Below are 23319 nucleotides of genomic sequence, written 5' to 3'. Positions count from 1 at the left end.
TTCTTTCACCAGCGCTTCCGCTACGGCCAGTTTTAGCCGCCGTTACGCCCAGATGTCTGGATGGCTAATAAGATTTTGTGCTAGCTTATGCGCTTTCGTTTGTTGCCGAGCCTGGATGTTCAGGAAAAAATGCGCCCAATTCTCTCTATTAAAGGCCCAGTCCATGAGTGCGATTAACCGCCTGGAGATGCGTAATATCTCCATCGCTTTTGGCGGTTTCGCCGCGCTGACCGAGGTGGATTTCACCACCGACGGCGGCTCGGTGCATGCGCTGACCGGCGCGAATGGCGCGGGGAAATCAACACTGATGGCGGTGCTGGCAGGTGCCCACAGCCATTATCACGGCGAGATCCTGCTCGACGGTGCGCCCGTGACCATTCGCTCACCGCGCGATGCAAAAAAACTGGGTATTCATCTGGTCCAGCAGGAAGTCGATGTGGCGTTGGTGCCGCAGCTCAGCGTGGCGGAAAACATCCTGCTCGATCAACTGGCAGAACCCGGCCACGGCTATCGTTGGGGGGAGATCCGTCGCCAGGCGCGCGCGCTGCTGGAGCAGCTCGAAGTCAATATTGATGTCAAACGTCTGGTGGAACGCTGTTCGCTGGCGGAGAAGCAGCAGATTTTGCTGGCCCGCGCCCTCTCCCACCACTGCCGTTTCCTGATTCTGGATGAACCCACTGCGCCGCTCGATCAGCACGAAAGCGAGCGCCTGTTTAGCGTGGTACGCCGTTTACAGGGTAACGGCATTGGCGTGGTGTTTATTTCCCACCGTATTCACGAGCTGAAAGCGATTTGCGACCAACTGACGGTGTTGCGTGATGGACGGTTGATCGAAACCGCTCCGATGGCCGCACTCAGTGGTGAGCAAATTGTTGAGAAAATGCTCGGCCATCAGCTGACCGATGTCTACCCGCCGCGTCGTGAACGTCAGTCACAGCCACTGCTGCTGTCGGTGGAAGGTCTGCACGATGACCAGCTGTTACAGGATATCTCGCTGCGTTTGCATAAAGGGGAGATCCTGGGCATCGCCGGTCTGGCCGGTGCTGGTAAAACCGAGCTGTGCAAAGCGTTATTCGGTGCCAGCAAAAGCCGTGTCAGCAAGGGCGAGTTGCATGGCAAACCGTGGCAGCCACGTTCCCCGCACGACTCAGTGGAAAATCGCATGGCGTTGGTGCCGGAAGAACGGCGCAAAGAGGGCATCTTCATTGACGAATCCGTGGCGATGAATTTGAGCATCAGCGCTGATAACAGTTTTTCCCGCTGGAGCCTGTTTGGTCATCGTCAGGCATGGCGCTGGGCAGAAGAGGTCATCAACCGCCTCAACGTGCGCACCACCGGCCCGGCACAAACGCTACGCCGCCTGTCCGGCGGTAATCAGCAGAAAGTGGCGATCGGCAAATGGCTGCGCAATAACGCCGACGTCCTGATTTTTGATGAACCGACCAAAGGAGTCGACATCAAGGCGAAAACCGATCTGTTCAGCCTGATCGACGGTTTAGCACGGGAAGGTAAGGGCATCATCTATGCGTCGGGGGAGTTTTCCGAGCTGGTGGGCCTGTGTGACCGTATTTGTGTGCTCTGGGACGGGCGCATTGTGGCAGAAATGGAGGGACGTGAGGCCACAGAAGAGACGCTTTTGCTTTATTCCACCGGAGGAACCCCTGCGTGAGCAGCAAAGAAATAATCCTGAACCCGCAGCCTTCTCTGCGCCATCAACTGTTTGATTTTCTGTATAAATGGGGCATGTTGCTGACGGTGGTGATCCTGATCGCCGCGTTTGGCCTCGCGTCAGACAGTTTCCTTGAACCCACCAATATCATCAACATCCTGCGTTCCATCGCCATTGTGACGGTGATTGCCATTGGGGTGTCGATTTCCCTGACCATTGGCGGCTTTGACTTGTCGGTAGGTTCTACCGCCTCGCTGGCAAATGCGCTGGTGATTTCGCTGTTCGTCTGGTACGGCTTTGGCACCACGGAAGCGATCATCATCACCCTGTTGCTGTGCACCCTGGTCGGGCTGTTTAACAGCTTCCTGATTGTGGTGCTGCGCATTCCCGACATGCTGGCGACCCTTGCCACGCTGTTCGTGATTCAGGGCGTGGCAATGACTTACAGCTTTGGTGGCTCAATTACCGAAAATATGGTGATGCCGAACGGTGACATGGCAGAAGGTGCCATTCCGGCAGGTTTTAACCTGCTCGGCCAGGTGCCGACCATCGTGATTATTATGCTGGTGGTAACGGTGGTCGCCCAGTTGGCGCTGTCGCTGACCAAACATGGTCGTCGCATGTATGCCCTCGGCGGCAACCCGGAAGCGGCGCGTCTCTCCGGCATTCGCACTACCCGTTATCGTGTGCTGGCCTATGTGATCGCCTCACTGCTGGCTGGCCTGGGCGGCATTCTGCTGGCATCACGAATTGGCTCGTCACAGGTGAACGCCGGTGGCGGTTATCTGATGGATGCCGTCGCGGCGGCATGGATCGGCTTCTCGCTGGCCGGTTCCGGCAAACCTAACGCGCTCGGCACCCTGGTGGGTGCGGTGATCCTCGGTGTACTGCAAAACGGTCTGGTGATGCTTTCCGTGCCTTACTACGCGATGGACATTATTAAAGGCCTGGTGCTGGCTCTGGCCCTGGCGATGACCTATATCCAGCGCCGTTAAGGCGCTTCCCTTAAGAAAGAGAACAACATGAAAAAAATCACCCTTTCGCTGCTGGCCGTAAGCCTGCTGAATGCCAGCGCCGCCTTTGCCGACACCGTGGTGCCGGTGCCTGCCGCCATCGCTAATCATCAGGGTCCGGTGCGTATCGCGATTATCCGTAACCTCGGTTCTGACGATAACACCACCCAGTTTGTCGCCGGTGCGATTCAGCAGGGCCGCCAGTTGGGCTTTAAAGTCAGCACCTTCCTGAGCAATGGTGATGACGCCCGCTTCCAGGATTTCGTCAGCCAGGCGATCAGCCAGAAGTATGACGGCATCATTCTGTCCCACGGTAAAGAACCCTACTCCACCGCGCTGGTGAAACGTATTGCCGATGCCGGGATTAAGCTGTCAGTGTTCGATACCCCGGTGGATACTCCGGTCAACGGCGTAACGACAACGGCACAAAATGACGCGTCACTGGCGGAAGAGTCACTCGGCCAGATGATCAAAGATTTCAATGGCAAGGCGAATATCGTCAAGCTGTGGGTCGGTGGCTTCCCGGCGATGGACCGTCGCCAGGTGGTGTATGAAAAACTGCTGAAAGAGAATCCGGGTATTCATCAGCTGGAGTCGATTGGGGCGGTCTCTTCTGACGTGCAGGGCGACACCGCCAACAAAATTGGCGCGATTCTGGCTAAGTACCCGAAAGGCAAGATTGATGCTATCTGGGGTTCGTGGGATGCCTTTAGCCAGGGGGCTTACAAGGCGTTGCAGGAGAATGGTCGTACCGAGATCAAGCTGTATAGCATTGACGTCTCTAACCAGGACCTGCAATTGATGCACGCGAAAAACAGTCCGTGGGTGCAGACTGTCGCGGTTGATCCGAAAACCATTGGTGCGGTGAATATGCGCCTGGTGGCGAACAAAATCGCCGGTGAAGCTACACCTGCCAGCTATGAGTTTAAAGCGTCGGCGATTTCACAGCAGCAGCTGAACAGCCAGCAAGGTGCAGTGAATGTGGCGTCGCTGAACAAAATCATCCCGGGCTGGGGTGAGAACAGCGATTTCGTCGCCCCGTGGTTCGCCACGCTGGAAGCGAAGTACGGTAAGAAATAATTTTGCCCTCACCCTAACCCTCTCCCGCAAGCGGGAGAGGGAACCGATCGAGCATCTGGCACATCTCCCTCTCCGTCATGGGAACCGATCGAGCATATGGCACACCTCCCTCTCCCTCATGGAGACCGGTCGAGCATATGGCACATCTCCCTCACCCTCATGGGAACCGATCGAGCATATGGCACATCTCCCTCTCCCTCATGGGAACCGATCGAGCATATGGCACACCTCCCTCTCCCTCATGGAGACCGGTCGAGCATATGGCACATCTCCCTCACCCTCATGGGAACCGGTCGAGCATATGGCACATCTCCCTCTCCCTCGTGGGAACCGATCGAGCATATGGCACACCTCCCTCACCCTCATGGAGACCGGTCGAGCATATGGCACACCTCCCTCACCCTCATGGGAACCGGTCGAGCATATGGCACATCTCCCTCTCCGTCATGAGAACCGGTCGAGCATATGGCACACCTCCCTCTCCCTCATGGGAGAGGGCCGGGGTGAGGGTAACAGCCCGCACCTTACTACAACCCCAGCAGCAACTGCCTTTCCAGCTGTGGGTTCACCAGCGTGACATGTAACCCCACCAGCCTGACACCGCGTCCGGCGCGCCGTTCGTCCCAGGTTTTACGTGCCACCGCGATCATGTCTTCTTTATTCAGCACCGGCCAGATATGCTCCTGGGTGGTGAGCTGGAAATCATTAAACTTCAGTTTCACCCCCTGACGGGCGATCAGCTTATCCGGACGAATTCGCGTCAGACGACGCTCCAGCTCCTCGTAGAGATAATCAATAATCTCCAGACACTGCTCCCAGCTATGGATATCTTCCATCAGGGTTCGTTCCACGCCGAGGGATTTGCGCTCCCGCTCGACCACCACGCCACGTTCATCAACGCCGTGACTGCGCTCCCACAGCACCCGGCCAAATTTGCCGAAGCGTTTGAGCAGGCGCGCCAGATCGGTTTGCTGCACATCACCGCAGGTGAGTAGCCCCATCTCCTCCAGCTTTTTCGCCGACACTTTGCCCACCCCGGGAATTTTGCTCAGCGGCAGCGTCAGCAGAAAATCCGGCATCGCCTGCGGTGTGATGACGAACTGGCCGTCAGGCTTGTTCAAATCAGATGCGATTTTGGCGAGAAACTTAATTGGCGCGATACCGGCTGACGCGGTGAGCTGCGTTTCCCGCCAGATATCGGCACGGATCGCTTGCGCCATCAAGGTGGCGGACCCGTGGCAATGTGGGCTATCGGTCACATCGAGGTAGGCTTCATCCAGCGAAAGCGGCTCAATCAACGAGGTGTAACGGGCAAAGATGGTGCGGATCTGGCGCGAGGCTTCCTTGTAGGCTTCGAATCGTCCGGGTAGCAGGCGCAGATGGGGGCAGAGTTTCAGCGCCATGGCGGTGGGCATCGCGCTGCGCACGCCATATTCGCGCGCCGGATAGTTGGCGGTACTGATGACACCACGCTGTACCCGGCTGCCGCCAATGGCAATGGGGATATCACGCAAAGAGGGATCGTCGCGCATTTCAACTGCCGCGAAGAAGCAGTCCATATCGACATGAATGATCTTACGCATACCCCCTCCGAATACTGGATAAGTATACAGCATCGTAAGATATCAGCAATATTTGTCGCTGCCAGCATTAAAGTTTACAAATTTATGGCCGTAATCCCATTGAGAAATGGCTATTTTCTCAGCCACCGGCTTGATTAAACGCCAGACAATGTTAATGTTGCGCTGCGGTAGCGGATATTTCCGATAATGCAATACAGAGACGTTATGCGTCAGAGTTCTTCTTCACTTCAAGGTACACACAGAATGGGCAGAATCGCATTATTCCTTGCGATGATTGTTATGCCGGTCCTTAGCTGGGCAATGACACCAGAGCCAGTTAACCCACAGGCTCCGGTCAGTAAAGAACTAAAAAAACAATTACTTGGCACGCCGGTTTATATTCAGATTTTCAAGGAAGAACGCACGCTGGAACTGTACGGCAAGATCGGTAATGAATATCGTCTGCTGGATAGTTACCGCATTTGTAATTTCTCTGGCGGTTTGGGACCCAAACGCCGTGAGGGTGATTTTAAAAGTCCGGAAGGGTTTTACAGCGTAAAACTGAATCAGTTAAAACCGGATAGCCACTATTATCGCGCCATCAATACCGGTTTCCCGAATCAATTTGACCGTGACAATGGCTACAACGGCAAATATCTGATGATTCACGGCGACTGTAAGTCAATTGGCTGTTATGCCATGACTAACGCCTACATGGACGAGATTTATACCTATGTGAACGCGGCGCTGCGTAATGGCCAGCAAGAGATCGCCCTGAGCATCTTCCCGTTCCGTATGACCGACAGCAACATGCAGCGTCACCGCTACTCCACCTACGCCAGCTTCTGGCGTCAGTTGCAGCCGGGCTATGCGTATTTTGAGAAATACCGCCAGCCACCGACGGTCAACGTGACCGCCACTGGCCAGTATGCGGTGAACAGCAGTCCGGCGGTGATGACCGCGCCAGACGCTGCGTCAAAATCATTCCTGGCGCTCTCCCAGGCAAAATAATACCCACTCACCTGGCACTATCCGGTGCCAGGTTTCATTTCCTGTCAACGGTTGCGTGGCAATCACGGTCACCACATCCTGCGGCGTGGTCTGCTGCTGAAAATCAATTTCAACATCCTGATCCAGCAACTTCGCTTTACCAAAGGGCGCGCGGCGGGTGATCCAAAACAGATTGGTGGAACAAAACGCCATCAGATAACGTCCGTCCGACAACAGCATGTTGAACACGCCTTTCTGGCGCAGTTCCGCCGCCAACTCAGCGATGTAGCGGAATACCGCTGGCCAGTTACCCGGCGTCCGCGGATAACGCGTGGTGAGTTGGTGCAGAATCCAGCAAAAGGCTTTTTCACTGTCGGTCTCGCCGACCGGACGGAAATGGCCGGTATCCAACTGGCGATACCCTTTCAACTGGCCGTTGTGGGCATAGGTCCAGTTTCGCCCCCATAGCTCGCGGGTAAAGGGATGGGTGTTTTCCAGTGACACTTCACCGCGATTCGCCTGACGGATATGGGCCACCACCGAGTGTGACTTGATCGGGTATTCCTGCACCAGACGGGCAATCGGCGAGTTAAAGCTCGGCAGCGGATCTTTAAAGGTGCGACATCCTTTATCTTCGTAAAAAGTGATGCCCCAGCCATCTTTGTGCGGCCCGGTTCCGCCGCCCCGCTGCACCAGACCGGTAAAACTGAAACAGATATCCGTAGGGACATTGGCGCTCATCCCGAGCAATTCGCACATAGCTACCGCCTTAGTAAAATCCTCCCACTGACGCGGGAGGAGAAGCCACGACTTACTTCACCATCTCTTTTTCAATCAGCAGCATCAGGATATGGATCACCTTGATGTGAATCTCCTGGATACGATCGGCGTAGCCAAAATGTGGCACGCGAATTTCGATATCCGCTGTACCGGCCATTTTGCCGCCGTCTTTGCCGGTCAGGGTGATGACCTTCATTCCCTGCGCACGTGCCGCTTCCACCGCTTTGATGATGTTAGCGGAGTTGCCAGAGGTTGAAATCCCCAGCAGCACATCGCCAGCACGGCCTACCGCTTCGATATAACGTGAAAACACATAATCGTAGCCAAAGTCGTTACTGACGCACGAGAGGTGGCTGACGTCGGAGATGGCAATGGCCGGATAGCCAGGACGGTTTTCACGGTAGCGTCCGGTCAGCTCTTCGGCGAAGTGCATGGCATCGCAGTGCGAGCCGCCGTTACCACAGGAGAGAACTTTACCACCCGCCTTAAAGCTGTCCGCCAGCATCACCGCTGCGCGCTGAATGGCATGGATATTGGCTTCATTGCTGAGGAAGTTATTCAGCGTATCGGCGGCTTCATTAAGTTCTGACCGGATAATGTCCTGATACATAGGGATGTCCTTTAGAGGAAAGATTGACTCCGCAAGTTTAACGGAATGGCGTTAAGGCGCAAAGCACCCAGACCTGACGCCGGACAGGAAAAAGCGTCGGGCCCTGTGTCAGATCAAGCTGCCACGATGATTTTGTGAGTTTGGTTGTAATTGCGTTGTAAACAGATTGCTAAATTTCCGCTGCTGCTCTAAACCTCTATACATAACAGGTCAGACCTCTTACAACTTACGGAGCGGTTCATTATGCTGGTTGCCTCAATCGTTGCGACGCTGATATTGATTAGCGCCCTCTTCTATCATCAACTTTCCCTGCGGCTGAGCAGTGCCCTGCTGCTGCTGTGGACCGCCGCGCTGGCCTTCAGCGGGCTGTGGACACCGTGGCTGCTGCTGCCTCTCGCCATTATTCTGCTGCCGTTTAATCTGCCAACCATGCGCCGCAGCATGTTTTCCAAACCGATGCTGCATAGCTTTCAGAAAGTGATGCCGCCGATGTCGCGTACCGAAAAAGAGGCGATTGATGCGGGCACCACTTGGTGGGAAGGCGATTTGTTCCGTGGCAAACCGGACTGGCAGAAACTGCACAACTATCCGCAGCCACGTTTGACAGAAGAAGAACAGGCTTTCCTTGAAGGCCCGGTGGAAGAAGCCTGCCGTATGGCGAACGATTTTCAGATCACCCACGAAATGGCCGATCTGCCGCCGGAACTGTGGGCTTACCTGAAAGAACATCGCTTCTTCGCCATGATCATCAAAAAAGAGTACGGCGGTCTCGAATTCTCCGCTTATGCCCAGGCGCGCGTACTGCAAAAACTGGCTGGGGTATCGGGCATTCTGGCGATCACCGTCGGCGTACCAAACTCCCTCGGCCCTGGTGAACTGCTGCAACATTACGGCACCGATGAGCAAAAAGATCACTATCTGCCCCGTCTGGCACGGGGCGATGAAATCCCCTGCTTCGCCCTGACCAGCCCGGAAGCCGGTTCCGATGCCGGTGCCATTCCCGACACTGGCGTGGTGTGCATGGGTGAATGGCAGGGTAAACAGGTGCTGGGTATGCGCCTCACCTGGAACAAACGCTATATCACGCTGGCCCCGATCGCCACCGTACTGGGTCTGGCGTTTAAACTGTCCGACCCGGATCATCTACTGGGCGAAACAGAAGAACTGGGCATTACCTGTGCGCTGATCCCGACCCATACTCCAGGCGTGGAAATTGGTCACCGCCACTTCCCGCTGAACGTGCCGTTCCAGAACGGTCCGACACGTGGCAAAGATATCTTTGTGCCGATTGATTACATTATTGGCGGCCCGGCAATGGCCGGTCAGGGCTGGCGGATGCTGGTGGAATGCCTGTCAGTCGGTCGTGGTATCACCCTGCCCTCGAACTCGACTGGCAGCCTGAAAACCATCGCGCTGGCAACCGGTGCCTATGCGCATATTCGTCGCCAGTTCAAAGTCTCCATCGGCAAGATGGAGGGGATTGAAGAACCGCTGGCACGCATTGCCGGTAACGCTTACGTGATGGATGCGGCAGCAACGCTGATCACCAGCGGCATTATGCTCGGTGAGAAACCGGCGGTGCTGTCCGCAATTGTCAAATATCACTGTACCCATCGCGGCCAGCAATCGATTATCGATGCAATGGATATCGCGGGCGGCAAAGGCATCATGCTGGGAGAGAACAACTTCCTCGCCCGTGCGTATCAGGGAGCACCGATTGCGATTACCGTTGAAGGTGCCAACATTCTGACGCGTAGTATGATCATCTTCGGCCAGGGGGCTATTCGTTGCCATCCGTGGGTGCTGGAAGAGATGAACGCGGCAGCGAAAAACGATGTCGTCGCCTTTGACCGTGCGTTGTTCAGCCATATCGGCCACGTCGGCAGCAACAAAGTGCGTAGCCTGTGGCTCGGCCTGACTGGCGGTCGTACCAGCGCCACCCCCACCCGTGACGCCACGCGCCATTATTATCAGCAGATTAACCGCCTGAGCGCGAACCTCGCCCTGTTGTCGGATGTTGCGATGGCGGTGCTGGGCGGTAGCCTGAAACGGCGTGAACGCATCTCCGCACGCCTCGGGGATGTGCTGAGCCAGCTCTATCTGGCATCAGCCACGCTGAAACGTTATGAAGACGAAGGACGCAACGAGGCCGATTTACCGCTGGTGCACTGGGGTGTGCAGGATGCATTGCACCAGGCAGAGGTGGCTATCGATGATCTGTTGCGTAACTTCCCGCATCGACTGGTGGCTGGCATGCTGCGCATGGTGATCTTTATCGGTGGTCATCACTGCCCGGCACCTTCTGATAAGCTCGACCACAAACTGGCAAAACTGCTGCAACTGCCGTCAGCCACCCGCACCCGTCTGGGGCGCGGCCAGTATCTGACGCCGAGCGCGCATAACCCGGCGGGTCAGCTGGAGCAAGCGTTGCAGGATGTGATGGCGGCGGAAGTGATTCACGATCGTCTGTGCAAACAGCTGAAGAAGAATCTCTCCTTCACCCGGCTGGATCAGCTGGCGCAGCGTGGCCTGAAAGAGGGCTGGATTGATGAAGCGGAAGCGCAGATTCTGACCCGTGCTGAAGCCAGCCGCCTGCGTGCCATCAACGTTGATGAATTTGCTCCCGAGGCGCTGGCAGTGCCAAAGCCACACGCCCAAAAGCCTACGCGCGCCAGTGAAGCGGCCTGATGTAGTGCAAAGATAAAAAAAGCCTCCAACCGGAGGCTTTGTTATTTATCCCGCCTGACGAATCCGGGCAATCAACCCATCAATATCATCAATATGGTTGGCCGCCAGAATCAGCGTGCGTCCCAGGGTGATGCAGCTTCGGATGCACTCGGTACGCATCGCATCATCGCCAATCAGTTTGAAATCTGCCACATGCGACATCCCCACGGTACGGCGAATCAGCTCGGTGCCGCAGTAACCAATGGTATCGCTCCAGACTTTACGCAGGAAAGCGGCGGCATAGCCTGGGTACGCCAGCGCCACGTCGGAGGTTTTGGCTGCCGCCAGTTCGAGGAAACGGCTGGCGAAAATGCTCCACACCTGATGCACATCGCTCAGACGACGTTCGCGCGCTTCCGCCGCTTCACGCGGGGCCAGCAGGCCGGGCAGGCAGCAATAGTTAATCAGCAGGTTCCCCAACGCCGTGCCAACGTCGAAGCCGATCGGTCCGAAGTAGCCAAATTCAGCATCAATCGCTTTCAGGCTACCGTCGGCCACGAAGATCGAACCGCTGTGAATATCGCCGTGCAGCAGCGCTTCCGCATCAGCAAAGAAACGGTGCTTCAGACCCGCCACAGCAATGCGCAGTGCGTCATCGCTGCGCAGGCTTTCCACCAGCGATTGCAGCGCGGCCGGGTATTTGTTGCGTTCATGATCGATGTAGGGATCATTGAAGAACAGATCTTCGGTGATCTCGCACATTTCCGGGTTGATAAAGCGCGCCACCTCAGCTTTTTTCTTGTGCGGATGCAGAATGAAATCGGAGGTATGGAACAGGGTCTGCGCCAGATATTCGCCCAGCTGACTCGCGGCTTGCGGGTAATACGCGCCTTTCACCAGTTCGCCACGCCAGATACGATGGCTGGAGAGATCTTCCATCACCATCACCGCCAGCTCAGCATCGTAATGCGTCACCTGTACTGTGTGCTGCGGGCAATATTTGTAGTGTTCAACCAGCGTCTGCGCTTCCAGCCGCGCACGATCGAGGGTTAACGGCCAGGATTCACCGACGCAGCGCACATACGGCAGCGCCTGCTTAACCACCACACGGCTAACGCCCTGGTTGTCGTAAATCTTAAACACCAGGTTAAGATTGCCATCACCGATCTCCTCGGCGCTCACCAGCGCTGACGGATCGTCCACACCGCCAAATTGTTTTGCATATTCCACAGCATCGGCAGCGGTGAACGTGCGGTATTGCGACATTGCCTGTTCCTCGTGAATCGTAAGTAATAAGCCGTTCAGACGTCTATACATCCGTCACGCATGTTGGCACAATAGCCGCCATTAACGCAACAGGGATTTCACACCATGCAAACACTTCGCACTACCAGCCTGGAAATTCGCGATAACCAGCTCTGGATCCTCGACCAGCAGGCGTTACCCCAGCAGAAAAATTGGCTGCCCGCACACGATGTCGCACAACTGGTTGCTCATATCCACGCGTTGCGCGTGCGCGGCGCACCGTTAATCGGCCTTTCTGCCAGCTTGCTGCTGGCGCTGCTGGCGGAACAGGGCATGGCGAAAGCAGCACTGGCAGAAGCGCTAGAGGTATTGCGGGCAGCACGTCCGACGGCGGTGAATCTGATGAACAACCTCGATCGCATGAAAGTGGCGCTCGCCGAGGTGGATTTCGTCAGTGCACTGACCCAGGAAGCGCTGCGCCTGGTGGCCGAAGATAAGCAACTGTGCGACAACATCGCCCGGGCGGGTAGCGCCTTAGTGAAACCGGATAGCCAGTTGCTGACCCATTGCAACACCGGCGGACTGGCAACCGCTGGTGTGGGGACTGCGCTGGGGGTGATTGCCCATGCGCATCAGCAAGGTAAGGTGAAAAATGTCTGGGTGGATGAAACCCGTCCGTTATTGCAGGGAGGCCGCCTGACCGCATGGGAACTGGGCGAGTTAGGCATTCCTTATCATCTGATCACCGATTCCATGGCCGCCAGCCTGATGGCACGTGGCGTGGTCGATGCCATTTGGGTCGGTGCGGATCGCATTGCGGCCAATGGCGATGTGGCGAATAAGATTGGCACCTACAGCCTCGCGGTGCTGGCGCACTACCATGGCGTGCCGTTCTATGTAGCAGCACCGCATACCACGCTGGATCGCCTGTGCCCGCATGGCGACGCCATTCCGATCGAACAACGTGCCGCCAGCGAAGTCACCGGGGTATCAGGCAGTTTTGGCAGCGTGCAATGGGCACCGGAGAATGCGGCGGTTTACAACCCGGCGTTTGATGTCACACCGGCTGCGTTGATCAGTGGTTGGGTGCTGGATACCGGGGTGGTAACGCCTGAGCAGGTTAAAGCCGGGATTTTTCAGGTGAGGTGAGGTGAGGTGCGGTCTGTTACCCTCACCCCGGCCCTCTCCCATGAGGGAGAGGGAGGTGTGCCTTATGCTCGATCGGCTCCCTCTGCCATTAGGGAGAGGGAGACGTGCCATATACTCGATCGGCCCCCTCTCCCATTAGGGTGAGGGAGACGTGCCATATACTCGATCGGCCCCCTCTCCCATTAGGGTGAGGGAGACGTGCCATATACTCGATCGGTCCCCTCTCCCATTAGGGTGAGGGAGACGTGCCATATACTCGATCGGTCCCCTCTCCCGCTTGCGGGAGAGGGTTAGGGTGAGGGCCACAACGCGTACCTAATCAGGCCAGACGCGGATAGGCATCCGCAATGCTGTCGCCCGTGAAGTTCGCAATCCAACCTTCCTGATTGTCGAAAATACGGATGGCGGTAAAGTGCGGCTCAGAACCCATATCAAACCAATGCGGCGTGCCTGCCGGCACCGAAATCAGGTCCTGTTTTTCGCACAGAATCTGATACACCTGACCATCAAGATGCAGGCAGAACAGACCTGAACCCTCGACAAAGAAACGCACTTCATCTTCGCTATGGGTATGTTCGTTGAGAAACTTGCTGCGCAGCACTTCTTTCTGCGGGTTGTCGGCACGCATGCTCAATACATCCCAGCTCTGGTAACCTTTCTCGGCTACCAGGCGATCGATCGCATGCTGATACGCGTTGATCACCGTGTCGGAATCCGGGTTGGCACCCAGATCGCGATCCGCTTCCCAGCGTTCAAAACGCACGCCTTTGGCGTTCAGACGCTCGCGAATCGCTGCTGCATCGGTACTGTGCCACACCGGCTGGCTGGCTTCGGTATCGGTAAAAATGGTCAGTGCACTCATCCTAAATCGACTCCGGGTTAATCTGGGAAAAATCGTTTACCTGACGATGGCGACTTTCGCTATCCGCCTCGCCGCGAATTAATTGCAGGGTATGCCAGCCTGCTTCAGCTGCCGCATCCAGTTCCTGATGAATATCGGACAGGAATAGCAGTTCTGACGGCGCATAGCCAATCTGTTGCGCGATATTGCGATAGGACTGGGTTTCGCGCTTGGCACCGACGCCCGTGTCAAAATAGCCGCTGAACAACGACGTTAAATCACCTGCATCGCTGTAGCCAAATAATAATTTCTGCGCCGCCACCGAGCCGGAGGAATATACATACAGCGCCTGGCCCTGGTGCCGCCAGCGTTCAAATGCGGGTAGCACATCCGGGTAGAGATGACCGGTGAACTGACCGCTGACATAGCCATCACGCCAGATCATGCCCTGCAAGGCTTTCAGCCCGGGTGATTTGCGATCCTGATCGATGTAAGTCAGCAGGGTGGCGATCACCTCGTCCAGCGAAGCCTGTGGAGCGCCTGACTCCTCGCGAACAGCGGTAAGCGCCGCTGCGACGGCTGCGTCAGCCTGATGTTGGCGGACAAACGCGGTCAGATGCTGACGGGCATACGGGAACAACACGTTATGAACAAAGCGAATATCGCTGGTGGTGCCTTCAATATCGGTAACAATTGCGCGAATCATCTGGCCTCCAGCAGCCGACGTTGTAATTCACATTCAAACAAAAATTCCAGCCCTTCCAGGTGACGACGCGCTTCATTGACGTCTTTCCCCCAGCAGGTCAACCCATGACCACGCAGCAAAAAGCCGTAGCGCAGCGGCGTGTCACGGGAGAAATCCGCGATGCGTTGCGCCAGCGCATCAATATCCTGGTCATTATCGAACAGCGGAATGGCGACAGTATTAAGGTGGGTATCCTGACCGGCGAGGGTTTTCTGCATCTCATAACCACTCAGCAGCAGCGCGCCCCCCTTTTCTACCCGCGACAATACCGTGGAGTTCACCGTATGGGTATGCAACACCGCGCCCGCCTGCGGGAACAGACGATAGATTAAGGTATGCAGGCCGGTCTCGGCCGACGGCTTACGCCCGGACGGTACCGCGTTGGTGGCAATCTCTACCTGAATAAAGTCATCGCGCGTCAGACGACCTTTATCCTTGCCTGATGCGCTCAACAGGCAGTACTCATCATCCTGACGCACCGACATGTTGCCGCCGGTAGCCGGTGCCCAGCCTTTTGCGCCAATCCAGTGGCAGGCCGCCACCAGTTGTTCCAGAGGAAGAAAATCCGTCATAGCGATGTTGATGTCCCGCAGGTTAGTTTGGACGTCTAAGCGTCTCGATTGCCAAATATTAACATCCTGTTTATAGTGGCAGCAACAGAGGGTTAACTCCGCAACGACATTCGCGCTTAAGGCACAAATCAATGACGCAGCACAACCTGATTCCCGAGAGCAAATTACCGGCGCTCGGCACCACCATTTTTACCCAAATGAGCGCGCTGGCGCAGCAATATAACGCCATCAACCTGTCTCAGGGCTTCCCGGATTTCGATGGCCCACGCTACTTACAGGAGCGTCTGGCGTATCACGTCAGCCAGGGGGCCAACCAGTATGCCCCCATGACCGGTGCGCTGCCGCTGCGCGAGGCCATCGCCGCCAAAACCGCAGAACTCTATGGCCACCAGCCGGACGTCAACAGCGATATCACCGTCACCGCCGGTGCCACCGAAGCCTTGTATGCCGCGATCACCGCGCTGGTGCGCCCGGGCGATGAAGTGATCTGTTTTGATCCCAGCTACGACAGCTACGCGCCTGCGGTACAACTGGCCGGTGGCGTGCTGAAGCGCATCGCTTTGCAGCCTCCAGGCTTTCGCGTCGACTGGGCAGCATTCCGCAGCCTGTTGAGCACCAAAACCCGTCTGGTGATCCTGAATACGCCGCACAACCCTTCCGCCACCGTATGGCGCAAGAGCGACTATGCCGAGTTGTGGCAGGCCATCGCCGCACAGGAAATCTATGTCCTGAGCGATGAAGTGTACGAGCACATCTGTTTTGCTGAAGAAGGCCATGCCAGCGTGCTGGCTCATGCCGAACTGCGCCAGCGGGCAATTGCCGTGTCATCTTTCGGTAAAACCTTCCATATGACCGGCTGGAAAGTGGGTTACTGCGTAGCACCGGCTGCCATCAGTGCCGAAATCCGCAAAGTGCACCAGTATCTGACCTTTTCAGTGAATACCCCGGCGCAACTGGCGATTGCCGATATGCTGCGCGCCGAGCCGGAACATTATCGCGAGCTGCCGGAATTTTACCGCGCCCGCCGCGATCGTCTGGTACAGGCGCTGGCAAAAAGCCGTTTTGAAGTGCTGCCCTGTGAAGGCACCTACTTCCTGCTGGCGGATTACAGCGCCATTTCCGATCTGGATGACGTGAGTTTCTGCCAGTGGCTGACCAAAGAAGTTGGCGTGGCGGCAATCCCGCTGTCAGTGTTCTGCGCCGATCCTTTCCCGCATAAGCTGATCCGCCTGTGCTTTGCTAAACAGGAAGCGACGCTCGACGCCGCAGCGGAGCGTTTATGTCAGCTTTAAAAATTACCGTATTGCAGGAAACCCTGAGCTGGATGGATGGCGCAGCCAACCTGCGTCATTTCGATGGCGTGCTGAAGGGTATTGAAGGACGCGATCTGATTCTGCTGCCGGAAATGTTTACCACCGGCTTTGCCATGGAAGCCGCAGAAAGCTCGTTGCCACAGGAAGAGGTGGTCGCCTGGCTGCATCAGCATGCCAAAACCAGCAATGCGCTGATCGGTGGCAGTGCCGCAATTCAGACCGACAAAGGCGCGGTGAACCGTTTCCTGCTGGTCGAGCCGAACGGCACGCTGCATCAATATGACAAGCGCCACCTGTTCCGCATGGCGAATGAACATCAGCATTATGTTGCCGGTGAAACCCGTGAGGTGTTCACCTGGCGCGGCTGGCGCATTCTGCCACAGATTTGTTATGACCTGCGCTTCCCGGTGTTCACCCGCAATCGTAATGATTATGACCTGGCGCTGTTCGTCGCCAACTGGCCCGCTCCACGCGCGCTGCACTGGCAGTCATTGCTGCTGGCGAGGGCGATTGAGAACCAGGCGTATGTCGCGGGCTGTAACCGCGTCGGCAGCGACGGTAATCAGCACCAGTACAGCGGCGACAGCCGGATTATTTCACCACTGGGAGAGATCCTGGCCGCAGCCGAGCCATTTGCCCGCGCACGTATTGATGCAGAGTTGTCGCTGGAGGAGTTACAGGCGTATCGTGAACGCTTCCCGGCGTGGCGCGATGCGGATCAGTTTACGTTGTAATACCCTCACCCTAACCCTCTCCCGCAAGCGGGAGAGGGAACCGATCGAGCATATGGCACACCTCCCTGATGGGAGAGGGAACCGATCGAGCATATGGCACACCTCCCTCTCCCTTATGGGAGAGGGCCGGGGTGAGGGTAAGGGTTTCAGCCCGCACTCAACTACCGCGATAAGTCGACCATGACCAGGGCGAAATCAGAAACGGCAGATGATAATGGCTGCCGGTTTCTCCCAGCACAAAATCGATCTGCGCGCTGACGTACAGCGCATCCCGTCCCGCCGCCGCAAAATAATCACCAATCTCCGCCACCAGACGATAGTGCCCCGGCGCTAACGGCTCTGGCGTCAGGTCTTTAATCCGCCCGTCGACATCAGTACGCCCCTGAGCCAGCGGCAGCCAACCTTCCGGGCTGTTTTGCTCCAGCGCTACCGCCACCCCAATCGCCGGTTTACCCAGCGCGGTGTCCAGAATATGCGTGGTGATGGTACTCATGCGATGCTCTCCTTAAGCCTTAATAAGGTAATTTCCCGCAGTTGCGTCAGCGCTTCTTGCTGTTCGGTCGCGGCATCATTGGTCAGTCGACGCTGCAATTCTGCCAGCATCTCCTCGCCGCTGCGCCCTTTGGCGCGAATCAGAAACACCCGGCCAAAACGCTGTTCATAACGTTGATTACCCGCCAGCATGGCAAATTGCAGCGCGCCATTGGCATCCAGCATCGCCGATTGCTCGCTACGCGAAAACGTGGCTTCTTTGCCCTCACCCGCCGCTTTTTCCCCGATGCGTGGATGGGCACTCAGCGCCTGCTCCAGCTCCGCACCCTGCCACTGCTGCGCCAGACGCTCCGCCTCAGCCAGCAACTGTTGTGGGTTACTGAATGGACGCGCTGCCACCAGCGCCTGCTGCCAGGCAGGAATGGCGACACAATGCGCAATCGCCGCCTGTGCTTCCGCAGGCGACAGCTGATTAAAGCTTTCCAACTTCATGCCACGCCTCCTTGTTTAGCCACGGGCCAGGTCGCACACCGCCTGTAAATAAGCCTGCACGCCCAGCGCCACATCCGTAACCTGCACAGATTCTGCCGGATGATGGCTGATACCGCGATGGTTGCGCACAAACAGCATCCCCACCGGCCAACGTTCCGCGATGGCGATCGCATCATGTCCGGCCCCGCTGGGCAGCGACAGGCTGCGCCCCTGCACCGTTTCTACCGCGTGACTCAGCGCCTGTTGCAGACGCGCATCACAGGCTGTGGCGTTGATGCGATAAAACTCATCGGCGCTAAACGTCAGCCCACGGCGCACAGCAATCGCCTCGGCCTGAGTGAGTAACATCGAGAGCAAACGTGCCAGTGGTTCATCCTGTGGACCACGCACATCCAGCGACAGCTGCACGTCGCCGGGGATCACATTGACCGCACCAGGCGCGCAGTGCAGCGTCCCCACCGTTGCCACCAATTGAGGGTCCAGCTCGCGGGTGGTGTGTTCAATAAACACCATCCATTCAGCGGCAGCGGCCAGTGCATCTTTACGGTGCGTCATCGGCACGGTACCGGCATGTCCCGCCTCGCCGGTAAAGCGGCAGTTCAGACGGCGCGCACCGTTAATGGCGGTCACCACACCCAGCGCCAGATCGTCCTGTTCCAGACATGGGCCTTGCTCGATATGCAGCTCCAGATAGGCAGCGATGTCGTTAACCTCACGCGCGGCGTCGAGGATATTCGCGGCGTCTAACCCAACATCCTGCATCGCCTGGGCCACGGTGATGCCGTTGCCATCCGGGTGGGTTACCCAGCTTTCCGGCCAACTGCCGGTAATGCCACGACTGCCGAGCAGTGTGATGCCAAAACGCGTACCTTCTTCATCACCGAAACCCACGATTTCCACCGCCAGCGGCAGACGCTGTTGATGATCGTGGAGCCACTGCACGGTTTCGATGGCCGTCAATACACCGAGCATGCCGTCATAGCGTCCGGCATTGCGCACGGTGTCGAGATGCGAACCGAGTAATAACGCCGGTGCGCCCGGGGTGGCGGATTCGTAGCGGCCGCAAATGTTGCCTACCGCGTCCTGCCACACCGTCATGCCCGCCGCCTGCATCCACTCGCCGACGCGCTGATTGGCGCGCATTTGCTCTGGCGAGAGATAGACACGCATCAGGCCATCGTCGGTTTCGCTGATCTCAGCCAGCGCATCACAGCGCGCCATGACACGGGCGGCGGCCGACTGCGCCTCGCTGGCGGTCATCAGGCTTTCGCTCATGCGTGGCTCCCGTAGTGATCCCAGGCAGCCTGCAACGCCGCACCTTGTGTGGAACGGAAGCCGAGATGATTCAGCACCGCTTCCAGCGCCGTCAGGGTTTGCATCACGCAATCTTTACGCGCGTTATAACCCATGGTGCCGATACGCCATACTTTGCCGTGCAGCGGACCAAAGGAGGTGCCAATTTCAATGCCGAAATCTTCCAGCACCAACTTGCGTACCTGATCACCGTTCACACCCTGCGGGATGACAACGCCCAGCACGTTATTCATTTTATGTTGCAGGTCGCCGAAGGTTTCCAGCCCCATGCCCTGAATGCCTTTCAGCAGTGCATCGCCATGCAACTTGTGACGAGCGATGCCGTTATCCAGACCTTCCTGCATAATCAGACGCGCGCATTCACGCGCCCCAAACAGCGCAGTGGTGGCTTCGGTATGATGGTTGAGACGCTCCGGTCCCCAGTAATCCATGATCATGCCGAGGTCGAAGTAGTTGGAGTAGATCATCTCGTCGTCGCCGTCCTGATGCTCAGCGGTACGGATGCCCTCTTCCACGCATTTACGTTTGCGGATCACCGCTTCCATCTGTGGGCTGAGGGTGATCGGCGAGGTGCCGGACGGGCCACCGAGGCATTTCTGCATCCCGGCGGAGACGGCGTCGAGACCCCAGGCGTCGGTTTCCAGCGGGTTACCGCCTAGTGAGGCCGTGGCATCGGTGTAGAACAGCACGCCATATTTCTGACAAATCGCCCCCAGCTCAGCTAGCGGTTGCAGCATGGTGGTGGAGGTATCGCCCTGCACCGTCAGCAGCAGGCGCGGCTTGATACGTTTGATGGCATCTTCGATCTGATCCGGGGTGAACACCTCGCCCCATGGCACCTCAATGGTGTGGACTTCAGCACGGCAGCGGCGGGCAATTTCACACAACAGGTGACCAAAACGCCCAAACACCGGCACCAGCACTTTGTCACCCGGGCGGATCGCCGACAGCAGGATTGCTTCAATCCCGGCGCGCGAAGTCCCGTCGATCAGCATCGTCCAACGGTTTTCGGTGCGGAATACGCCACGATACAGCGCCATCACCTCATTCATGTAATTCGTCATCGCCGGATCGTATTGGCCGATCAGCTGCGTCGACATGGCGCGCAGTACGCGCGGATCGGCGTTGATCGGTCCCGGTCCCATCAGCAGGCGCTGCGGCGGATTGATTTGCGGAAATTGCGTGATGTCCATGATGAATTCCTTGTTGATGGCTTAGAGACGGACCGTCGAGATAAACTGTTTCAACTCCGCCGTTTGCGGATTGGCAAACAGCGTTTTGCTGTCGCCCTGCTCCCAGACGCGTCCCTGATGCATAAAGACCACTCGATCGCCCACATCGCGGGCGAAGTTCATTTCATGTGTCACGAGAATTAGCGTCATACCTTCGGCAGCCAACTGCTCCAGCACTTTCAACACTTCCCCCACCAGCTCGGGATCGAGCGCCGAGGTGATCTCGTCACACAGTAAAACTTTGGGTTGCATTGCCAGCGCACGCGCAATCGCCACGCGCTGTTGCTGACCACCCGAGAGATTGGCCGGATAATAGTCCAGGCGCTCGCCGAGGCCGACTTTCTCCAGCATCTGTTTCGCCAGTTCCCGGCATTCAGCTTCGCTCTTTTTCAGCACGCGGCGCGGTGCCAGCATTACGTTTTCCAGTGCCGTCATATGCGGGAACAGGTTAAAACTCTGGAACACCATCCCGACCGAGCGGCTGATTTCACGCGCCTGTGATTCGCGATCGGTAATGGTCATCCCACCCAGTTTGATGCTGCCTTCCTGATAGCCTTCCAGTCCGTTCATGCAACGCAGCAGGGTACTTTTGCCCGAACCACTGCGGCCGATAATCGAGATCACTTCACCCATTTCGATGTCGAGATCGACACCTTTGAGCACGTGGTTGTCGCCGTAGTACTTCTGTACCTGATTAATGGTGATGAGCGGCATTGAATTTTTTCTCCAGGTACTGGCTGTAACGCGACAGCGGATAACACATCAGGAAGTAACCCAACGCCACCAGGCCAAATACCTTAAACGGCTGATAAGTCACGTTGTTCAGAATCGTGCCCGCCTTGGTCAGTTCGACAAACCCGATAATCGAAGCCAACGCGGTGCCCTTGACCACCTGCACGGCAAAACCAACCGTGGGGGCGATAGCAATGCGGATCGCCTGCGGAGCAACCACGCGATATAGCGTCTGACCGAACGTCAGGCCCAGGCAGCGCGACGCTTCCCACTGCCCTTTCGGCAACGCACGGATACTGCCGTACCAGATATCCACCAGAAAGGCGCTGGTGTAGAGCGTCAGCGCCAGTGAGGCGGCGGTCCAGGGCGCAACATCGATGCCAAACAGCGCGACACCAAAGAAAGCCAGAAACAGCTGCATCAGCAGCGGCGTGCCCTGGAACAGCTCGGTATAGCCACGGATAACCCGCATCAGCCACGGCTTACGCAGCAGGCGCAGAAACAGCAGCGGCAAGGTCACCAGCGTGCCGCCAAAGAAGGCCACCAGCGACAGCAAAATCGTCCAGCGCGCTGCCAGCAGCAGGTTGCGCACGATGTCCCAATCGGTAAACGTGGTCATGATGGCTGCGCTCCAAACCATTTACGCCCCACCGCCAGCAGCAGCTGACGCATGGCAATCGACAACGCCAGGTAGATCAACGTGGTCACCAGATAGACTTCAAAACTCAAAAAGGTGCGTGACTGAATCAGGTTGGCGGCGAAGGTCAGCTCCTCATAAGAGACTTGCGACACCACCGAAGAACCCAGCATCACGATGATGCACTGGCTGACCAGCGCCGGATAAATACGTTGCAGCGACGGCGGCAGCACCACGCGCAAAAACGTCTGGCTGCGGGTCAATCCAAGTACCCGACCCGCTTCCCATTGCCCCTTTGGCGTCACCTGGATACCGGCGCGGATAATCTCGGTGCTGTAGGCACCGAGGTTAATCAGCATCGCCAACAGTGCGGCTTCACCCGCCGTCAGTTTCAGACCAAGATTGGGTAAACCAAAGACGATAAAGAACAGCTGCACCACAAACGGGGTGTTGCGAATCAGCTCGACGTAAATGCCCCAGATGCGCCCCGCCAGGCTGGGTTTGCCAGTGCGCAGTGCGGCACCGAGAATCCCCAGCGCGACGCCCCCGACCGTAGCCAGCACCGTCAGCTGGATGGTGATCCACAGCCCTGCCAGCAGCTCCGGCCAGTGCGGCCACAGCGCAGCAAAGTTAAGTTGCCCAATCATTGGCCGTCCTTCTTATGCGCCGAGGTTAGCCGGCAGTGGCGCTTTCAGCCACTCTTCGGACAGCTTGTTCAGGGTGCCATCTTTAATGCCCTGCTCGATAAGCGCATTCACTTTATCTTTCAGCGCTGGCTCGTCCTTCTTCAGACCGATAAAGCACGGCGAATCTTTCAGCATAAACTGCGGCACCGGGGCTTTGGCCGGGTTTTGACGGGCAATCGCGGCAACCACCAGGTTACCGGTCGCGATAAACTGCACCTGACCCGAAAGATAGGCAGACAGCGTGGTGTTGTTATCTTCGTAACGTTTCACCTCGGCATCTTTCGGTGCCACACCGGTCAGCACCATATCTTCTACCGCACCACGCGTTACACCGATGGATTTGCCACTCAGTGCCGCTGCATCTTTGATTTCTTCGCCTTTCGGGCCAAATACGCCGAGGAAGAACGGTGCGTAAGCACGGCTGAAGTCGATCACTTTTTCACGTTCGGCGTTTTTCCCCATGCTGGAGATCACCAGATCGACTTTGTCGGTTTGCAGGTAAGGCACACGGTTGGCACTGGAAACCGGCACCAGCTGCAACTTCAGTTTCATCTCTTTGGCAAGGTACTTCGCCATGTCGATGTCGTAGCCCTGCGGCTGCAAATCGGTACCGACAGAACCGAACGGCGGGAAGTCCTGCGGGACGGCAATGCGGATCACGCCGCGCTTCTGGATGTCCTGCAACTGATCGGCCATTGCGCTACCAACCTGCGCCATCATCAGCGCAGCGCCCGCTACCGCCATTAAAACTTTTTTCATTATGC

23 protein-coding genes are annotated in these 23319 nt (G+C 57.1%); 8 read left to right on the top strand and 15 right to left on the bottom strand.

What is annotated here, in order from left to right; genetic code table 11:
• Window positions 1-163: 163 nt before the first annotated feature.
• Genes PAT9B_RS04215 through PAT9B_RS04205 form a run of 3 tightly spaced genes read left to right on the top strand, consistent with a single transcriptional unit; the run spans window position 164 to window position 3762 of the window.
• Window positions 164-1669 (top strand): sugar ABC transporter ATP-binding protein, encoded by a 1506-nt coding sequence (locus tag PAT9B_RS04215; protein WP_013508014.1) that lies wholly within the window; start codon window positions 164-166, stop codon window positions 1667-1669.
• Window positions 1666-2664 (top strand): ABC transporter permease, encoded by a 999-nt coding sequence (locus tag PAT9B_RS04210; RefSeq protein WP_013508013.1) that lies wholly within the window; start codon window positions 1666-1668, stop codon window positions 2662-2664. The genes PAT9B_RS04215 and PAT9B_RS04210 overlap by 4 nt, the downstream gene beginning before the upstream one ends.
• A gap of 27 nt (window positions 2665-2691) precedes the next feature.
• Complete coding sequence (locus PAT9B_RS04205) at window positions 2692-3762, top strand: sugar ABC transporter substrate-binding protein (RefSeq protein WP_013508012.1); 1071 nt, start codon at window positions 2692-2694, stop codon at window positions 3760-3762.
• A 527-nt stretch (window positions 3763-4289) separates the two neighbouring features.
• Here PAT9B_RS04205 and dinB read toward each other — a convergent pair.
• Window positions 4290-5345, bottom strand: coding sequence for a DNA polymerase IV (dinB, locus tag PAT9B_RS04200; protein ID WP_013508010.1), 1056 nt, complete (start codon window positions 5343-5345; stop codon window positions 4290-4292).
• A 243-nt stretch (window positions 5346-5588) separates the two neighbouring features.
• Between dinB and dpaA the strand changes: the two genes are divergently transcribed.
• Window positions 5589-6335 carry a peptidoglycan meso-diaminopimelic acid protein amidase gene (dpaA, locus tag PAT9B_RS04195; protein WP_013508009.1) on the top strand — a complete coding sequence of 249 codons (747 nt, stop codon included), beginning with the start codon at window positions 5589-5591 and terminating at the stop codon, window positions 6333-6335.
• On the opposite strand, the gene PAT9B_RS04190 is transcribed toward dpaA, so the two are convergent.
• Both PAT9B_RS04190 and lpcA read right to left on the bottom strand, forming a co-directional pair.
• Window positions 6306-7073: a class II glutamine amidotransferase gene (locus PAT9B_RS04190; protein WP_013508008.1), complete on the bottom strand. Its 768-nt coding sequence runs from the start codon at window positions 7071-7073 to the stop codon at window positions 6306-6308. The two genes, dpaA and PAT9B_RS04190, sit on opposite strands and share 30 nt — an antisense overlap.
• Before the next feature lie 52 nt (window positions 7074-7125).
• Window positions 7126-7704 (bottom strand): D-sedoheptulose 7-phosphate isomerase, encoded by a 579-nt coding sequence (gene lpcA / locus PAT9B_RS04185; protein WP_013508007.1) that lies wholly within the window; start codon window positions 7702-7704, stop codon window positions 7126-7128.
• A 243-nt stretch (window positions 7705-7947) separates the two neighbouring features.
• On the opposite strand from lpcA, the gene fadE reads away from it, so the two are divergent.
• Window positions 7948-10392, top strand: coding sequence for an acyl-CoA dehydrogenase FadE (gene fadE / locus PAT9B_RS04180; RefSeq protein WP_013508006.1), 2445 nt, complete (start codon window positions 7948-7950; stop codon window positions 10390-10392).
• A gap of 45 nt (window positions 10393-10437) precedes the next feature.
• Here fadE and mtnK read toward each other — a convergent pair whose 3' ends face one another.
• Window positions 10438-11637: an S-methyl-5-thioribose kinase gene (mtnK, locus tag PAT9B_RS04175; RefSeq protein WP_013508005.1), complete on the bottom strand. Its 1200-nt coding sequence runs from the start codon at window positions 11635-11637 to the stop codon at window positions 10438-10440.
• A gap of 105 nt (window positions 11638-11742) precedes the next feature.
• Between mtnK and mtnA the strand changes: the two genes are divergently transcribed.
• Window positions 11743-12765: an S-methyl-5-thioribose-1-phosphate isomerase gene (gene mtnA, locus PAT9B_RS04170; protein WP_013508004.1), complete on the top strand. Its 1023-nt coding sequence runs from the start codon at window positions 11743-11745 to the stop codon at window positions 12763-12765.
• A gap of 319 nt (window positions 12766-13084) precedes the next feature.
• Here the strand turns inward: mtnA and PAT9B_RS04165 are convergent, their stop codons facing one another.
• Genes PAT9B_RS04165 through PAT9B_RS04155 form a run of 3 tightly spaced genes read right to left on the bottom strand, consistent with a single transcriptional unit; the run spans window position 13085 to window position 14923 of the window.
• The gene (locus tag PAT9B_RS04165; protein WP_013508003.1) at window positions 13085-13627 is read right to left on the bottom strand and encodes an acireductone dioxygenase; all 543 of its coding nucleotides are present in this window, start codon (window positions 13625-13627) and stop codon (window positions 13085-13087) included.
• Window position 13628: 1 nt separating this feature from the next.
• Window positions 13629-14312: an acireductone synthase gene (gene mtnC, locus PAT9B_RS04160; RefSeq protein ID WP_013508002.1), complete on the bottom strand. Its 684-nt coding sequence runs from the start codon at window positions 14310-14312 to the stop codon at window positions 13629-13631.
• Window positions 14309-14923 carry a methylthioribulose 1-phosphate dehydratase gene (locus PAT9B_RS04155; protein WP_013508001.1) on the bottom strand — a complete coding sequence of 205 codons (615 nt, stop codon included), beginning with the start codon at window positions 14921-14923 and terminating at the stop codon, window positions 14309-14311. Before PAT9B_RS04155 ends, mtnC begins: the two co-directional genes overlap by 4 nt.
• A 131-nt stretch (window positions 14924-15054) precedes the next feature.
• On the opposite strand from PAT9B_RS04155, the gene PAT9B_RS04150 reads away from it, so the two are divergent.
• Both PAT9B_RS04150 and PAT9B_RS04145 read left to right on the top strand, forming a co-directional pair.
• Window positions 15055-16215 carry a pyridoxal phosphate-dependent aminotransferase gene (locus PAT9B_RS04150; protein ID WP_013508000.1) on the top strand — a complete coding sequence of 387 codons (1161 nt, stop codon included), beginning with the start codon at window positions 15055-15057 and terminating at the stop codon, window positions 16213-16215.
• Complete coding sequence (locus PAT9B_RS04145) at window positions 16203-16970, top strand: amidohydrolase (protein WP_013507999.1); 768 nt, start codon at window positions 16203-16205, stop codon at window positions 16968-16970. The genes PAT9B_RS04150 and PAT9B_RS04145 overlap by 13 nt, the downstream gene beginning before the upstream one ends.
• Before the next feature lie 157 nt (window positions 16971-17127).
• Here the strand turns inward: PAT9B_RS04145 and uraH are convergent, their stop codons facing one another.
• The 8 genes from uraH to PAT9B_RS04105 are packed head-to-tail and all read right to left on the bottom strand — an operon-like array spanning window position 17128 to window position 23314.
• Entirely contained in the window at window positions 17128-17463 is a 336-nt protein-coding gene (gene uraH / locus PAT9B_RS04140) for a hydroxyisourate hydrolase (RefSeq protein WP_013507998.1), read from the bottom strand.
• Entirely contained in the window at window positions 17460-17954 is a 495-nt protein-coding gene (uraD, locus tag PAT9B_RS04135; RefSeq protein WP_013507997.1) for a 2-oxo-4-hydroxy-4-carboxy-5-ureidoimidazoline decarboxylase, read from the bottom strand. The genes uraH and uraD overlap by 4 nt, the downstream gene beginning before the upstream one ends.
• 15 nt (window positions 17955-17969) lie before the next feature.
• The gene (gene hpxK, locus PAT9B_RS04130; RefSeq protein ID WP_013507996.1) at window positions 17970-19229 is read right to left on the bottom strand and encodes an allantoate amidohydrolase; all 1260 of its coding nucleotides are present in this window, start codon (window positions 19227-19229) and stop codon (window positions 17970-17972) included.
• Window positions 19226-20461: an alanine--glyoxylate aminotransferase family protein gene (locus PAT9B_RS04125; protein WP_013507995.1), complete on the bottom strand. Its 1236-nt coding sequence runs from the start codon at window positions 20459-20461 to the stop codon at window positions 19226-19228. The genes hpxK and PAT9B_RS04125 overlap by 4 nt, the downstream gene beginning before the upstream one ends.
• Before the next feature lie 21 nt (window positions 20462-20482).
• Window positions 20483-21214, bottom strand: coding sequence for an amino acid ABC transporter ATP-binding protein (locus tag PAT9B_RS04120; RefSeq protein WP_013507994.1), 732 nt, complete (start codon window positions 21212-21214; stop codon window positions 20483-20485).
• Window positions 21195-21851 carry an amino acid ABC transporter permease gene (locus PAT9B_RS04115; protein ID WP_013507993.1) on the bottom strand — a complete coding sequence of 219 codons (657 nt, stop codon included), beginning with the start codon at window positions 21849-21851 and terminating at the stop codon, window positions 21195-21197. The genes PAT9B_RS04120 and PAT9B_RS04115 overlap by 20 nt, the downstream gene beginning before the upstream one ends.
• Window positions 21848-22516 carry an amino acid ABC transporter permease gene (locus tag PAT9B_RS04110; RefSeq protein ID WP_013507992.1) on the bottom strand — a complete coding sequence of 223 codons (669 nt, stop codon included), beginning with the start codon at window positions 22514-22516 and terminating at the stop codon, window positions 21848-21850. Before PAT9B_RS04110 ends, PAT9B_RS04115 begins: the two co-directional genes overlap by 4 nt.
• A gap of 12 nt (window positions 22517-22528) precedes the next feature.
• Window positions 22529-23314: a transporter substrate-binding domain-containing protein gene (locus tag PAT9B_RS04105; protein ID WP_013507991.1), complete on the bottom strand. Its 786-nt coding sequence runs from the start codon at window positions 23312-23314 to the stop codon at window positions 22529-22531.
• Between the last annotated feature and the right edge of the window lie 5 nt (window positions 23315-23319).

It is taken from the genome of Pantoea sp. At-9b (genome assembly GCF_000175935.2).
In the GTDB taxonomy this organism is placed as follows: domain Bacteria; phylum Pseudomonadota; class Gammaproteobacteria; order Enterobacterales; family Enterobacteriaceae; genus Pantoea.
This window is presented reverse-complemented; position numbering and strand designations above follow the sequence as displayed.

What these genes read in the sequence shown, in the direction of transcription:
- PAT9B_RS04215 (WP_013508014.1), top strand. Translation starts at nt 164, where the DNA reads ATGAGTGCGATTAACCGCCTGGAGATGCGTAATATCTCCATCGCTTTT.
- PAT9B_RS04205 (WP_013508012.1), top strand. Translation starts at nt 2,692, where the DNA reads ATGAAAAAAATCACCCTTTCGCTGCTGGCCGTAAGCCTGCTGAATGCC.
- dinB (WP_013508010.1), bottom strand. Translation starts at nt 5,345, where the DNA reads ATGCGTAAGATCATTCATGTCGATATGGACTGCTTCTTCGCGGCAGTT.
- dpaA (WP_013508009.1), top strand. Translation starts at nt 5,589, where the DNA reads ATGGGCAGAATCGCATTATTCCTTGCGATGATTGTTATGCCGGTCCTT.
- PAT9B_RS04190 (WP_013508008.1), bottom strand. Translation starts at nt 7,073, where the DNA reads ATGTGCGAATTGCTCGGGATGAGCGCCAATGTCCCTACGGATATCTGT.
- lpcA (WP_013508007.1), bottom strand. Translation starts at nt 7,704, where the DNA reads ATGTATCAGGACATTATCCGGTCAGAACTTAATGAAGCCGCCGATACG.
- fadE (WP_013508006.1), top strand. Translation starts at nt 7,948, where the DNA reads ATGCTGGTTGCCTCAATCGTTGCGACGCTGATATTGATTAGCGCCCTC.
- mtnK (WP_013508005.1), bottom strand. Translation starts at nt 11,637, where the DNA reads ATGTCGCAATACCGCACGTTCACCGCTGCCGATGCTGTGGAATATGCA.
- mtnA (WP_013508004.1), top strand. Translation starts at nt 11,743, where the DNA reads ATGCAAACACTTCGCACTACCAGCCTGGAAATTCGCGATAACCAGCTC.
- PAT9B_RS04165 (WP_013508003.1), bottom strand. Translation starts at nt 13,627, where the DNA reads ATGAGTGCACTGACCATTTTTACCGATACCGAAGCCAGCCAGCCGGTG.
- mtnC (WP_013508002.1), bottom strand. Translation starts at nt 14,312, where the DNA reads ATGATTCGCGCAATTGTTACCGATATTGAAGGCACCACCAGCGATATT.
- PAT9B_RS04155 (WP_013508001.1), bottom strand. Translation starts at nt 14,923, where the DNA reads ATGACGGATTTTCTTCCTCTGGAACAACTGGTGGCGGCCTGCCACTGG.
- PAT9B_RS04150 (WP_013508000.1), top strand. Translation starts at nt 15,055, where the DNA reads ATGACGCAGCACAACCTGATTCCCGAGAGCAAATTACCGGCGCTCGGC.
- PAT9B_RS04145 (WP_013507999.1), top strand. Translation starts at nt 16,203, where the DNA reads ATGTCAGCTTTAAAAATTACCGTATTGCAGGAAACCCTGAGCTGGATG.
- uraH (WP_013507998.1), bottom strand. Translation starts at nt 17,463, where the DNA reads ATGAGTACCATCACCACGCATATTCTGGACACCGCGCTGGGTAAACCG.
- uraD (WP_013507997.1), bottom strand. Translation starts at nt 17,954, where the DNA reads ATGAAGTTGGAAAGCTTTAATCAGCTGTCGCCTGCGGAAGCACAGGCG.
- hpxK (WP_013507996.1), bottom strand. Translation starts at nt 19,229, where the DNA reads ATGAGCGAAAGCCTGATGACCGCCAGCGAGGCGCAGTCGGCCGCCGCC.
- PAT9B_RS04125 (WP_013507995.1), bottom strand. Translation starts at nt 20,461, where the DNA reads ATGGACATCACGCAATTTCCGCAAATCAATCCGCCGCAGCGCCTGCTG.
- PAT9B_RS04120 (WP_013507994.1), bottom strand. Translation starts at nt 21,214, where the DNA reads ATGCCGCTCATCACCATTAATCAGGTACAGAAGTACTACGGCGACAAC.
- PAT9B_RS04115 (WP_013507993.1), bottom strand. Translation starts at nt 21,851, where the DNA reads ATGACCACGTTTACCGATTGGGACATCGTGCGCAACCTGCTGCTGGCA.
- PAT9B_RS04110 (WP_013507992.1), bottom strand. Translation starts at nt 22,516, where the DNA reads ATGATTGGGCAACTTAACTTTGCTGCGCTGTGGCCGCACTGGCCGGAG.
- PAT9B_RS04105 (WP_013507991.1), bottom strand. Translation starts at nt 23,314, where the DNA reads ATGAAAAAAGTTTTAATGGCGGTAGCGGGCGCTGCGCTGATGATGGCG.